Raw genomic sequence first — 13,029 nt, forward strand, 5'->3', positions numbered from 1 at the left:
ATCTCGCGCCCTCGCGCGCCCTCAGGCGGCATGAGGCTGCGCGCGATCGCTGTCCCCCTCGTCGTGACGCTCCTCGTGGCGGTCGCGCTGGTCGCGACGCTCGGCGTCTCCCGGCTCGAGAACGGCGCTCTCGCGCAGCCCGGGGCTCACGCCAGCGCGTCGCCCAGCGCGTCACCCAGCAATCAGCTGAGCCCTCAGGCAAGCACGCCGCCGAGTGCCCAGGCGGGCGCAGGCCCGGGCCAGCCCGGCCACGTCGTCATGGCCCTGGGCGACTCGGTGCCCTCGGGCAAGGCCTGCGACTGCAGCCCGTTCCCGCAGACCTACGGCACACTCCTGGCCAAGCACACAGGCACGAGGGTGAGCGTGGACAACCGGGCCGTGAGCGGTCTGCAGACCTCCGACGTGGTGGCTCAGCTGCGCACGCCGGACATCCAGGCCGCCGTACGCCGCGCCGACATCTTCCTCGTGACGATCGGCGCGAACGACTTCGGCGACCATCACGACCAGGTCGTCACCGGAGAGTGCGAGGCCGGCAACACCGACTGCGTCAGCGATGAGCTGGAGACGATGCGGGCCGACCTGGCCTCGGTGCTCGCGACGATCCGGTCACTGAGGCGGGGCAAGCCCACGACGATGCTGGTGACGGGATACTGGAACGTGTTCGAGGACGGTGACGTCGCGCGCCAGGCGTACGGGGACGACGGCCTGCAGGCATCGTTGCAGCTGACCCGACGGGCCAACGGCGTCATCAAGGCGGTGTCGACGGCCGCCGGTGCACGCTACGTCGACCTCTTCACGCCGTTCGAGCAGTCTGGACGCGACGTCACCGCCCTCATGGCTCCCGACGGTGACCATCCCGACGCCGCAGGCCACCAGCTGATCGCCGGCACACTGCTGTCCGCCGGCCTGCCGCGGGTCTGAGCGAGCGCTCTGCGGTGGGGCCGTCAGGGGCCGCCAGGGGTCGTCATGGATGGAAGCCTCTGATGTTGTGCCCCAGCCACTTGAGGGCCTCGGGGATCAGGGCGATCCACACCGAGTCGCGGTGCCCGGCGTTCTGCAGCACCACGGCGTGGACCGCCGTTGGCGCACGGACGGCTCGGAGGAACTGCGCGCTCGAGCCATAGCTGGCCTGGTCGGCGTGCGAGGTCTCCATCCACAGGGAGACCGGCGGCGGGTTGTGCGCGACGGCGTGCACCAGGTCGTAGTAGCGTCCGGCAGGACTCGCCGAGGTGAACGGGCGGTAGAACGGTCCGAACTCGGGCTTGAAGTAGCCGCCGAGCACGATGCCGGCGCCGTACTGCGCGGGGTGCAGCAGGGTCGCCATGGCGGCGTTGAACCCGCCGGCCGAGTAGCCGATCGTCGTCCAGGCGTCGCGGTTGGCGATCACACGGAAGTGCTGGCCGAGCCAGTTCGGCACGTCCTGGGTCAGCCATGTCTCGACCTGCGGCTCGCCGGCCGAGCCGTTCACGCCCTCGGTGTCCACGCCTTGCGGGATCTCGATCTCGGGCATGACGATCAACGGTGCGCGCAGAGCGTGCGCCTGCACCGCGCTGTCAACCAGCTCGGGAAGATGGAAGACCTTGATCCAGTTCAGGGGTTCGCTGGGGTAGCCGTGGAATGCCTCGATGACGGGGTAACGCTCGGTTGCAGCGGCCTTCGAGGCATAGCCGGTTGGCAGTTGAACGAGGACCGATCCGGTCAGACCGCTCTTGGCACCGTGCACCCAGTACTTCGTGACGCCCGTCGCCCCCGCCAGCTGCGCCAGAGCGGAGGGGTGCGCTGCCACCGCGGCCGCCTGCCCGGCGACCGCCATCTCGGCGGCCGCCCGCTCGCCCCCTCCCCGGTGCAAGGAGGTCTGGGCGATGTGTCCGGTGAGGGCGCCCTGCAGGTCTCCCCACCCCGCGAAGAAGAGGTAGGCCGCGTTGAGCTGCGTCGCCGCGGTGAGCAGCACGAGCGCGTTGACGAGCACGAGTGCGCCGGCCCGGCCTGCGACGTGCCAGGGCGTGGGCGGCGTGAGCCGCGGCCAGAGCAGGACGACGGCGACGAATGCAGCGACGGTGAGGAGAACGATCCCGTCGAGGAAGATCGGACCGGTGAGTGACATCGAGGCCCCCTGGCTGGCAGCTGTCCCGCGCGCCAGCCGTTGAACGGCTGACGATCACATCAAAGCGCGCCAGCCTGAACCGAACCTGATGATGTGTCCACCTCGCCGAACCGCGACAGGATCAGGGTCGCCCCGACCGCGAGGGCGAACCCGACGACGGCCACGGGTCCCCATCCGGGCCGCGGGTGGTCGCCGAAGAGGGCAAGGCCGGCCAGCGCCGGCAGGACGGTCTCGCCCACGACGAGCGGAGCGGTGGCCTGCACGACGCTGCCGCGTTGGAGGGCGGTGGCATACGCCGTCAGGGCGAGGGTCGTCGCGACCAGGAGCGCGTAGGTCGCAGGAGCGCCCGCCAGCGCTCGCAGATCATTCGCCAAGCCGGCCCCGCTGGCCGAGGCCGACAGGGCTCGCGCGGCGACCGCGACGACTCCGAACCCGAGCCCGGCCACCCCGCCGAGGAGCCACGCGCCCTCCCGTCCGCTGACGCGGACCAAGGGGAGTGAGACGACGACCAGCACCACCGCCACGGCCAGCATCAGCCACTGCGTGCGCGTGCTGACGGCGTCCGCCGGCTCCGGGCGCGCCGAGAGCGCGACCATCGTCAACCCGACGACCACGGTGCCGAGCGCTGCGACCTCGCGCCGGCGCAGCCGGAGGCCGAGGGCCATGACAGCGACGACCGCGGTCACCGCCAAGGAGCTGGACATGATGGACTGGACGACGTACAGGGGGAGGGAGCGCAGGGCGATGAGCGAGAGGATGAACCCGAGTCCGTCGAGGGCGAGGCCGAGCAGATACCGCCACGTGCGGGCCAGGCTGAGCAGGAGGCGCGGATCGAGTCCGTCGGCCCGCTCCGCCTCGGCCGCCGCAGCGGACTGCAGCACCGAGCCGACCCCGTAGCAGAGCGCGGTGCCGATCGCGCAGACGAGACCCACGGGCATGGTTCACCGTACGACCTGTCCAGGACGGGTGCGTGTGCGGCGCGGCGTCGTCAGGAAACGTTCAGGCGCGCGGCCTACCGTGGGGTTGTCGGCATGTATGGGGAGTCGGGAATGCACAACGATCGCGAGTCAGCAAGACATCCGGGACCCCTGGCGACCGCACACCGTCCCGGCGTGCTCCGTCCGACGCTGACGCCGACGGCGGACGGGCCTGGGCCGACACCGCCGGTCGCGCCCCAGAAGGGCCTGAGAGGGCTCCTCGCCCGCCTCGGCACTCCTCGGACGATCGCGCGGCTGGTGTGGCTGGTCGGCGTCATCTCCGTCATCAGCGCCGCGTCGCCTGCCTTCCACAGTCGCGTCCTGCTGGTCACCGGCGTCGTTCCCCCGGTGTTCCCCGCCGCGGCCACGACCGGCACGCTGGCCGCCGGCGCGATCCTGATGCTCCTGGCGAGCGGCCTGCGCCGTGGGAAGTACCGCGCCTGGCTTCTCGCGACCGTGCTGACGGCGTTCGCCACCCTGGCCCACATCGTGAAGGGCCTCGACATCGAGGAGGCCACCCTCACGGCCGCGGTGTTCGTGCTGCTGGTCATCGCACGGCACCGGTTCCACGCGCTCCCCGACCCGAGGTCGCCACGGCGCATCGTCGCGCTCGCGACGCTCGGCGTCCCGATCGCGACGCTCCTCGGGTATCTCTGGATCAGCGTCGACCTCGACGGGGTGGCGCCTGGAAGCACGGTGGTCTCGAGGCTCACCGAGTCGTTCCTCGGGTTGGCCGGCATCCCGGGTCCGGTCTCGTTCGTCGACGGCGAGACGGCGACCCACACGGCCATCGCCCTCGCCGTCCTCGGCGTGGCCCTCCTCCTGCTGCTGCTCCTGGTCGCTCTCGCGCCGGCCGCGGGGCCACACCGCCTCGACGGCGACGAGCGCGACAGGGTCCGCGACCTGCTGAGCCGCTGGGGTCGGGTCGACTCGCTGTCCTGGTTCGCGCTCCGCGACGACCGGGCCGTGATCTTCTCCCCGAGCGGCAAGGCGGCCGTCAGCTACCGCATCGTCGGGGGAGTGTCTCTCGCCGCGGGCGACCCGCTGGGCGACCCGGAGGCCTGGCCCGGCGCGATCGCCGCCTGGATGGGGGAGGCGAACGCCTACGGCTGGCTCCCCGCCGTGCTCGGGGCGAGCGAGCAGGGCGCGGCCGCCTACCACCGCGCCGGTCTCGACGCGTTGGAGCTCGGCGACGAGGCCGTCCTGAGCACCGCCGACTTCACCACCGAGGGCCGGCGGATGCGCGTGGTGCGCCAGGCCGTCACCCGCTGCCGCCGCGCAGGTCTGAGCTCGACCTGTGTGCGCGTGCGCGATCTCGACGACGCCACCCGCTCGGCGATCCTCGACAGCGCCGAGGCGTGGCGCGACGGTGAGGTCGAGCGCGGCTTCTCGATGGCCCTGGGGCGGCTGGCCTGCGCGGAGGACGCCGACGCGGTCGTCGTCCTCTGCCGCGACGCCTCGGGCAGTCTCCGCGGCCTGCTCCAGCTGGTGCCGTGGGGCACCGACGGACTCTCGCTCGACGTCATGCGCCGCGACCGCTCGGGCGAGAACGGCATCATCGAGCTGATGGTGACCGACCTGATGGCGCAGGCGCCGGCCCTCGGCGTCGCGCGCGTGTCCTTGAACTTCGCGGTGTTCCGCAGCGTGTTCGCCCGTGGCGAGCGTCTGGGTGCCGGCCCGGTGCTGCGGCTGTGGCGAGCGATCCTGATGCAGGCGTCCCGCTTCTGGCAGATCGAGTCGCTCTACCGGGCGAACGCCAAGTTCCAACCGGAGTGGGTGCCGCGGTTCGTGTGCTTCAGGTCGGCGGTCGACATCCCGAGCGTCTCGGTCGCGGTGCTGCGGGCCGAGGCCTTCCTCGTCGCCCCGGCGTGGTGGCGCAACTTCGGCGAGCGCGCGCGCACGCGTGAGCGGCAGCGGGCCCTCGGGCGCCCGACCGGCTCCGCAGCCGACTGAGTCCGCAGCCGACTGAGTCCCGACGACGAGGCGAGCCTGCGGTCAGCGGCGATCGACCGGAGCCGATGCCTCCCGTTGTTCGGCGGCCCGCTCGCGCCGCCCCTTGCGAACGCGCCACACGACGAGCCCTGCGATCACCACCAACGCGACGACGACGGCCGCACCCTTGCCGATCGTGGAGGCCACCTTCTCGTAGGACGCGCCAGCGAAGTAGCCGACCAGGCAGAACGTGATGCCCCAGGTGAGGCCGCCGAGCGCGTTCCAAGGCAAGAAGGTGCGGTAGCGCATCTGGCTGAGGCCGGCGAGGCCCGGCATGACGGCGCGGAAGAACGCGGTCCACCTGGCCAGGAAGACGGCCGGTCCGCCCCGGCGCCGAAGCATCTCCTGGGCGCTCCCGATCCGGGCCTGATGCCTGCGCAGGATCCCGAGCTGGAGGACGCGCGGTCCGGCGTGCTTGCCCACCTCGTAGCCGACCGTGTCGCCGACGATCGCACTGACGACGACGACCACGATCAGGATGGTGAGGTCGAGGCGTCCCCGGCTCGCGAGGACGCCACCGAGCAGGACCGCCGTCTCACCCGGCAGGACGAAGCCGACGAAGACAGCCGCCTCGGCGAAGACGAGAGCGGCGATGATCGTGTAGGCGAGTGCTGGTCCTACGGACTGGATCGCGTCCAGGACGCTGTGTCCCATCCCGATGAGGCTACCCGGGGGAAGGAGCGCACTGGGCCTTCCTCACGGGGCCTTCCGCACTGGGCCTTCCTCACTGGGCTTTCCTCACTGGGCCTTCCTCCAGCGGTAGCGAGCGCTTCACGTGGGGTTCGGTCACCGGTCCGCTCACGTCCCTAGCGTCGCGACCACCATGAGGTCGACGCTGACAAAGCTCGTGACGGTGCTGGTGGTGGCCGGCGTACCCCTGATCCTTCAAGCTGAGCCGGCCATCGCACCACACGCCGCCGGCCAGATCGCGCCGGCTCGCGAGGACGTCGGTGCACTCCCACTCCGGGCAGCGCCCGCGCCGATGAACGGACCGCAGACACAGCTGCTCTACAACGACCCGCGCCACCGGCCGCACGTCATCTCCGACCAGATCGCCGCGAACATCGCCCGCGTGCCCGCCGGCGAGCAGATCGAGGTGACCACCTACTGGATCAGCTCGCACCGGATCGCCCGGGCGCTGACCGACGCGGTCCACCGTGGCGTGCACGTGCACGTGATCCTCGCGGGCAACAGCAAGGCGCGACGGTTCGGCCTCAGCCGGCGGCTGATGCGGACGCTGGCCGCACCCGGCACTCCGGGGTCGTGGGGGATCTGGTCGAACGGCGCGGCCCGCGGCTCGGGCGGGATCATGCATCAGAAGAGCTACCTCTTCAGCCGGGTCGGCGACCAGCGCTGGGTCGTCATGAACGGCTCCTACAACTCCGCCGACACCAGCGACCGCTACACCTACGCGTTGATGTGGCAGGTCGTCGGCGACAAGGCCCTCTATGACGCCTTCGGCTCGATCGAGCGAGCGCAGGCCGCGCAACGGAGCCTCCGGCGGCCCTTGCGGACGGTGGCCGGCACCGGCTGGTCGGCATACTTCCTGCCGACCGCGGACCGGCCGGGCGCCGACCCGGTGATGGCTCGGCTGCGTGCCCTCCCGGCACGTCCCAGCACCGTCATCAGGATCCAGATGTACTCGATGTGGGGACCGCGCGGCGAGTGGATCGCCCGCCGCCTGGCGGCGATGCGGAGAGGAGGTGCGCGGATCGCGCTGGTCGCGGGGCCGACCGTCGCGGTCGGCGTCCGAGCGGTCCTGCGTCGCGCGGGGGTCACCGTGCTGCCGGGCTGCTTCGCCGACCACACGTTCACGCACGCCAAGGACATGACCGCCACCTGGGTCAGCGGCGGGGTTCGCCACTTCCGGACGTGGGTCGGCTCGGACAACTGGACCTCGCAGGGCACCGCGTCGGACGAGGCGGTCCTCGGCGTGGACGGGGCCGAGGGCAACGCCGCGTTCGACCGCGCGTTCGCTCTCATCGCCAGCCGCCGGCACAGCGCGGGTCACTGCGCGCCGCACGAGGACTGAGCTCGAGGACCGAGCTCAGTGACCGGGTCGGCCGTGGGATCCTGGGCGACATGGCCGCCACGATCACCGAAGGCGACCGGCCCGGGTCCTACGTGCTGTGGCTGGACGGCCGGGCACAGTCCCAGATCGACCCGAACGACCCCACCTGGCTCGGGTTCGACTACATGCGCCGGATCGCCGACGTGCTTGACCTGGCCGCGACTGCCGGCCGGCCGCTCCGGATCCTGCACGTCGGCGGCGCCGCGATGACGCTGCCGCGCTACGTCGCGCACACGCGGCCGCGGTCCGCCCAGATCGTGCTCGAGCCCGACGCAGCCCTCATCGAGGAGGTACGGCGGGTGCTTCCACTGCCAGCTCGCAGCGGCATCAAGGTGCGCCCCGTCGACGGTGTCTGCGGCCTTCCGGCCGTGCGCGACGGGGCGGTCGACGTCGTCGTGCTCGATGCCTTCGCCGACGGCTCGGTGCCCCCGGAGCTGGTCGGCACCCGGTTCCTGCGCGAGGTCCGCCGGGTCGTCGGGCACAGCGGCGTCCTCGTCGCCAACATCGCCGACCGGGCGCCGTTTCCGCTCGTGCGGTCCGCCGTCGCCGGGGTGCGCCCGCTGTTCGACGAGGTCGTCGTCGGCGCCGAGCCGGCGACGCTCAAGGCCCGACGCGAGGGGAACGTCATGCTCTTGGCGGGTGCCCGGCTGCCGACCGATGCCCTGCGCGAGAGGGCCTCGTCCGGCGCCGCGCCGTACCGCCTCCTCGCCTCCACCGCCGTGCTCGACTCGTTCGGTGGTGGCACGGCGCTCCCGTAGAGTGGGCCCACCACCGCCCAGCGAAGGACACACACCACACCTCATGGAAGGTCGAAGTAGTCAGGGGACACGTCCCCGATGACCGCATTCCTCCTGCTCCTGCTAGCCCTCGCGCTCGTGCTGCTCTGCGGACTCTTCGTCGCAGCCGAGTTCGCCCTCGTCACGGTCGACAAGAGCTCCGTCGACCGCGAGGCCGCCGCCGGCGACGGGCGCGCGCGCGGAGTCCAGAAGTCGCTTCGACTGCTGTCGAGTCACCTCTCGGGCGCGCAGATCGGCATCACCGTCACCAACCTCGGCATCGGCTGGCTCGCCGAGCCGGCCACCTCGGAGCTCATCCGCGGGCCGCTGGAAGCCCTCGGTGTGCCCCAGGGCGCCGTCGCGCCGACGGCCGTCGTCATCGGCCTGGTCGTCTCGACGATCGTCACGATGGTCTTCGGCGAGCTCGTGCCCAAGAACATCGCGCTCGCCCTGCCCATGGCGACCGCGAAGGCGACCCAGGGCTTCCTGCGCACCTTCACGGCGCTCAACCGCGTGCCGATCAAGCTGCTCAACGGCACCGCCAACGCACTCGTGCGGCGCCTCGGGATCGAGCCGCAGGAGGAGCTGCGCTCTGCTCGCAGCTCCACCGAGCTCGCCTCGCTGATCCAGCGCAGCGCCGACGAGGGCACGCTCGACGCCGATGCCGCTGAGCTGATCGAGCGCAGCGTCGAGTTCGGCACCCGGACCGCCGGCGAGATCATGACGCCGCGGATGCGCACGTTCAGCCTCGAGGAGAACGACCGGGCGCAGGCCGTCATCGACCTCACTCGGCGCACCGGTCACTCCCGCTTCCCTGTGCTCGACGAGCGTGACGCCGTCGTCGGCACCGTGCACGTCAAGAACGCGGTCGCTGTGCCAGCACACGAACGAAACACGACCCGGGTCAAGCACCTCATGGCCAAGCCCGTCGTCGTGCCGGACTCCCTACGGCTGGACCCGCTGATGGAGCTGCTCCGCAGTGAGGGGTTCCAGATGGCCGTCGTCCTCGACGAGTACGGCGGCCAGGCCGGCATCGTGACGCTCGAGGACGTGATCGAGGAGATCGTCGGCGACATCGCCGACGAGCACGACTCGATCCGTGCCCAGGCGCGGCTGCGGCGCGATGGCTCCTGGTCGCTGAGCGGGCTGCTCCGCCCCGACGAGGTGGAGGACCTGACCGGCGTGGAGCTGCCGGAGAGCGAGGACTACGACACCGTCGGTGGCCTGGTGATGGCCGTCCTCGGCCGGGTGCCCCACCGGGGCGATGTGGCCGAGATCGAAGTGCCCGACCGCTCCGACCCCGACGAGGTGCGGGAGCGGCTGGCCTCTCTCACCGTCGAGCACATGGACGGCCTCCGCGTCGACCGGGTGGCTCTGCGGCTGCCGGTCTCCCGTCAGGAGGTGTCGTCGTGAGCGCCCCGGTCGGCCTGCTGCTGACCGCGCTCCTCCTGGCCGGCAACGCCTTCTTCGTCGCCACCGAGTTCGCGCTGATCTCGGCACGGCGCAGCCAGATCGAGCCGCTGGCCCACCGCGGCTCGCGGATCGCCCGCACCACCCTGCGCGCCATGGAGCACGTCAGCGCCATGGTGGCGGGCATCCAGCTCGGCGTCACGCTCTGCTCGGTGCTGCTGGGCGCCGTCGCGGAGCCGTCGATCGCGCATCTGCTCGAGCCGGTGCTGGAGGCGCTCCACGCGCCGCACGGGCTGCTGCACCCCCTCTCGTTCGCGATCGCGCTCGGGCTGGTGGCTTGCCTGCACGTCGTGCTCGGGGAGATGGTGCCGAAGAACATCACGCTGGCCGGTCCCGAGCGCGCCGTGCTCGTGCTGGCGCCGATCATGTTCGCCCTCGTCTCGGTGGTCCGCCCGCTCATCGCGATGCTCGACGCCATCGCGCGAGGAACGCTGCGACTGCTGCGGGTCGAGCCGAAGGCGGAGGTCGAGTCGACCTACACGCTGGAGCAGGTCGCCGAGCTCGTCGAGGAGTCGCGCGGCGAGGGGCTGCTCGAGGCGGGGGAGTACGACCGCCTCGCTGGCGCGCTGGGATTCACCGAGAAGACGGTGCAGGCCGTCGTGCTTCCGCTGACCGAGCTGACCACCGTCACCCGCGGAGCGTCGGGGGCGGATGTCGAGGCGCTGTGCGCGGCGACCGGCTACTCGCGCTTCCCCGTGGTCGAGAGCGCGGACGGCGGCCTCGTGGGCTACCTCCACATCAAGGACGTCCTCGAGCCGGACCCCGACCGCCGGGAGCGCCCGATCGAGGACAAGTGGATCAGGCCTCTCGCCGCCGTGCACCCCGTGGACGCGTTGCACGACGCCCTCGAGACGCTGCAGCGCAAGGGGGCGCACATGGCCCGTGTCGTCGACGCCGGCGGCGCGACGATCGGCGTCGCGACCCTCGAGGACGTCATCGAGGAGCTGGTCGGCGAGATCCGTGACGCCGCCCACGGCGACGCGTGATCGGGCATCTAGGGTGTCCAGCGTGACTGCGCGGCCGACCGGGGAGGACCCCGCCCCACCCCGCGCCGACCTCATCTGGACGGTGCCCAACCTGCTGAGCGCGCTGCGCCTGCTGGGCATCCCCGTGTTCCTCTGGCTGGTGCTCGGCCCGGAGGCGGACGGCTGGGCACTGTGCCTGCTCGTGGTCTCCGGCATCACCGACTGGCTCGACGGCTACCTGGCCCGGCGCTGGGACCAGACCTCGGTGCTCGGGCAGCTGCTCGACCCGATCGCCGACCGTCTCTACCTCCTCGCCGTCGTCGTCGGCTTGGCACTGCGCGACGTCATCCCGTGGTGGCTCGCACTGCTGCTGCCGTTGCGCGACGTGTTCCTGTGGGGCCTCGTGCCCCTGCTGCGCACGCGCGGCTACTCCAGCCTGCCCGTCCACTTCATCGGCAAGGCCGCCACCTTCTGCCTGCTCTACGCCTTCCCGCTGCTCTTCCTCGGCGAGGGCGACAGCTCGGCCGCGGTGCTCGCGCGCGTCTTCGGATGGGCCTTCGCGATCTGGGGGATCGGCCTCTACTGGTGGGCCGGCTTCCTCTACGCCTGGCAGGTGCGCAAGCTGATGCTCGTCACGCCCCGACGGAGCGCGGGGACATGACGCCGCTGGAGCCGCCGGGCGCCGGCACCCTGCCGGCCCACGTCACGACCCCTCTCCTGACGCTCATCACCCAGCAGTCGATGGACGAGGACTACCAGCACGTCGCCGAGCGGCGGCGCGCTGAGGCGCCGACTGCCCAGGAGCGACATGGGCGCGGCCCGCGCACCGTGGTGGCCGTCCTGCTCTTCGGTGCCCTGCTTGCGGTGGCGGCGGTCCAGACGTCTCGCAATGCCTCGGTTGCGACTCAAGGCCGCGACGAGCTGATCTCCCGCATCGACATGCGCCGGACCGCCCTGGCCGGCGTCCAAGCCCAGATCGCCCGGCTCCAGTCGAGCACCGCGAGTGCGCAGACGAGCGATGACGCCGCCGGCAAGCGCCTCGCCGCCTTGACCGCCGCCAGCGCCGCCTTGCTCGGGCCGACCGGGTTCGACGCGACGTCGGGTCCCGGCGTGCGGGTCGTCGTCGACGATGCCCCCGGTGGGGGCGAGCAGGGCCAGGTCCGCGACTCCGACCTCGCCCTCCTTGTCAACGGCCTGTGGAGGGCGGGCGCCACCGGCATCGCGATCAACGGCCAGCGCGTGACGGCGCTGAGCGCCCTGCGGAACTCCGGCGAGGTGATCCGGATCAACGGCGTGTCGCTCTCGCCGCCCTACACCGTCCTCGCGACGGGTGACACCAAGACCCTGCAGGCCGATCTCGCCGACTCCACGTCGGGCGGCCAGTTCGAGGCGCTCGCCGACCAGCTGGGCATGAAGGTCACCATCCAGAATCGGGACAACGTCCAGCTTCCCGCGGCGTCGGAAGGCATGATGGCGCTGCACAGCGCGAGGTCGGGAACCTCGAAGCAGAAGAAGCCATCGGTCAACCAGGAGGGCACGCCGTGATCGCCGCACTCGGGCTCGTCGTCGGCATCGTGCTGGGCCTCATCTTCCGTCCCGACGTGCCGACGGGCCTGGAGCCGTACCTGCCGATCGCCGTCGTCGCCGCTCTCGACGCGGTCTTCGGGGCCTTGCGCGCCTACCTCGACGGCATCTTCGACGACAAGGTCTTCGTCGTCTCGTTCCTGAGCAACGTCGTCATCGCAGCGGGCATCGTCTACCTCGGCGACAAGCTCGGCGTCGGCGGCCAGCTCTCGACCGGCGTCATCGTCGTGCTGGGCATCCGGATCTTCTCCAACGTCGCGGCGATCCGCCGCCACCTGTTCCATGCCTGAGCCGACCCCCAGCCTGCCCGAGCCGACCGGAAGCGCGCCCGAGCCGACCGGTCGGGCTCGGCTGATGCGCGACCTGAAGCGTGCGCGACGCAGCCAGCTCGTCGTGGCGGTGCTCCTGGCCCTCGTCGGCTTCGGCGCCGTGACGCAGGTGCGGACCAACGATGCGGACAGCTCCTACGCCGGCTATCGCGAGCAGGACCTCATCGACGTCCTCAACGGTCTCTCAGCGACCACCCAGCGCGCCCAGACCGAGCTGACCCGCCTCCAGCAGCGACGCGACGACCTCCAGTCGACGACCCTGCGTCGCCAGGCCGCGCTCGACGAGACCAAGTCGCAGGTCGACACTCTCAACATCCTGGCCGGGCTCGTGCCGGTCACGGGTCCGGGCATCCGGGTGACGATCAAGGAGCAGACCTCCGCGGTGGACGTCAGCACCTTCATCGACCTCGTCGAGGAGCTCCGCTCCAGCGGGGCCGAGGCGATTGCTGTCAACGGGAAGACCCGTCTGGTCGCCCAGTCGTCCTTCGACAAGGTGCCGGGCGGGCTCCTCATCGACGGCACGGTCGTCGAGCCGCCGTACGTGGTGGAGGCGATCGGCGAGCCCTCCACGCTCGCCGGGGCCGTCACGTTCTTGCGCGGGCCGGCGGACGAGTTCAAGGCCGACGGCGCCACCGTGTCGGTGGACAAGCTCAACAGCCTCGACATCACGGCAGTGCGGCCTCACGGCGGCAGCGGCACTGGGTCGTCGGCGGGCTCCGGGGCCCAGTAGGGTTCGCTGTCAGCGGGGTCACCGCTGCCGC

At 71.6% G+C, this 13,029-nt stretch carries 13 protein-coding genes; 10 read left to right on the forward strand and 3 right to left on the reverse strand.

Annotated features, from left to right (window positions below; genetic code table 11):
* Window positions 1-30 precede the first annotated feature (30 nt).
* Window positions 31-921: an SGNH/GDSL hydrolase family protein gene (locus tag ACYQ1K_RS24105; protein ID WP_459985956.1), complete on the forward strand. Its 891-nt coding sequence runs from the start codon at window positions 31-33 to the stop codon at window positions 919-921.
* Between the two features lie 43 nt (window positions 922-964).
* Here ACYQ1K_RS24105 and ACYQ1K_RS24110 read toward each other — a convergent pair whose 3' ends face one another.
* Both ACYQ1K_RS24110 and ACYQ1K_RS24115 read right to left on the reverse strand, forming a co-directional pair.
* The gene (locus tag ACYQ1K_RS24110; RefSeq protein ID WP_459985957.1) at window positions 965-2,104 is read right to left on the reverse strand and encodes an alpha/beta hydrolase; all 1,140 of its coding nucleotides are present in this window, start codon (window positions 2,102-2,104) and stop codon (window positions 965-967) included.
* Window positions 2,105-2,163: 59 nt separating this feature from the next.
* Entirely contained in the window at window positions 2,164-3,042 is an 879-nt protein-coding gene (locus ACYQ1K_RS24115) for a hypothetical protein (RefSeq protein WP_459985959.1), read from the reverse strand.
* Between the two features lie 174 nt (window positions 3,043-3,216).
* Between ACYQ1K_RS24115 and ACYQ1K_RS24120 the strand changes: the two genes are divergently transcribed.
* Window positions 3,217-5,034 (forward strand): phosphatidylglycerol lysyltransferase domain-containing protein, encoded by a 1,818-nt coding sequence (locus ACYQ1K_RS24120; RefSeq protein ID WP_459985960.1) that lies wholly within the window; start codon window positions 3,217-3,219, stop codon window positions 5,032-5,034.
* 42 nt (window positions 5,035-5,076) lie between these two features.
* Here the strand turns inward: ACYQ1K_RS24120 and ACYQ1K_RS24125 are convergent, their stop codons facing one another.
* Window positions 5,077-5,727 carry a DedA family protein gene (locus tag ACYQ1K_RS24125; protein WP_459985961.1) on the reverse strand — a complete coding sequence of 217 codons (651 nt, stop codon included), beginning with the start codon at window positions 5,725-5,727 and terminating at the stop codon, window positions 5,077-5,079.
* Window positions 5,728-5,896: 169 nt separating this feature from the next.
* On the opposite strand from ACYQ1K_RS24125, the gene ACYQ1K_RS24130 reads away from it, so the two are divergent.
* From ACYQ1K_RS24130 to ACYQ1K_RS24165, 8 genes are all read left to right on the forward strand, one after another.
* Entirely contained in the window at window positions 5,897-7,105 is a 1,209-nt protein-coding gene (locus tag ACYQ1K_RS24130) for a phospholipase D-like domain-containing protein (RefSeq protein ID WP_459985962.1), read from the forward strand.
* A 50-nt stretch (window positions 7,106-7,155) separates the two neighbouring features.
* Window positions 7,156-7,902 (forward strand): spermidine synthase, encoded by a 747-nt coding sequence (locus tag ACYQ1K_RS24135; RefSeq protein ID WP_459985963.1) that lies wholly within the window; start codon window positions 7,156-7,158, stop codon window positions 7,900-7,902.
* Window positions 7,903-7,980: 78 nt separating this feature from the next.
* Complete coding sequence (locus ACYQ1K_RS24140) at window positions 7,981-9,333, forward strand: hemolysin family protein (RefSeq protein WP_459985965.1); 1,353 nt, start codon at window positions 7,981-7,983, stop codon at window positions 9,331-9,333.
* Window positions 9,330-10,376 (forward strand): hemolysin family protein, encoded by a 1,047-nt coding sequence (locus ACYQ1K_RS24145; protein WP_459985966.1) that lies wholly within the window; start codon window positions 9,330-9,332, stop codon window positions 10,374-10,376. The genes ACYQ1K_RS24140 and ACYQ1K_RS24145 overlap by 4 nt, the downstream gene beginning before the upstream one ends.
* Window positions 10,377-10,389: 13 nt before the next feature.
* Window positions 10,390-11,016: a cardiolipin synthase ClsA gene (gene clsA / locus ACYQ1K_RS24150; protein ID WP_459985967.1), complete on the forward strand. Its 627-nt coding sequence runs from the start codon at window positions 10,390-10,392 to the stop codon at window positions 11,014-11,016.
* Window positions 11,013-11,900 (forward strand): DUF881 domain-containing protein, encoded by an 888-nt coding sequence (locus tag ACYQ1K_RS24155; RefSeq protein ID WP_459985968.1) that lies wholly within the window; start codon window positions 11,013-11,015, stop codon window positions 11,898-11,900. The genes clsA and ACYQ1K_RS24155 overlap by 4 nt, the downstream gene beginning before the upstream one ends.
* Window positions 11,897-12,229 carry a small basic family protein gene (locus ACYQ1K_RS24160; protein WP_459985969.1) on the forward strand — a complete coding sequence of 111 codons (333 nt, stop codon included), beginning with the start codon at window positions 11,897-11,899 and terminating at the stop codon, window positions 12,227-12,229. The genes ACYQ1K_RS24155 and ACYQ1K_RS24160 overlap by 4 nt, the downstream gene beginning before the upstream one ends.
* Window positions 12,222-12,998 (forward strand): DUF881 domain-containing protein, encoded by a 777-nt coding sequence (locus ACYQ1K_RS24165; protein WP_459985970.1) that lies wholly within the window; start codon window positions 12,222-12,224, stop codon window positions 12,996-12,998. Before ACYQ1K_RS24160 ends, ACYQ1K_RS24165 begins: the two co-directional genes overlap by 8 nt.
* The last annotated feature ends 31 nt before the right edge of the window (window positions 12,999-13,029 follow it).

The organism is Nocardioides sp. AN3, assembly GCF_054653495.1.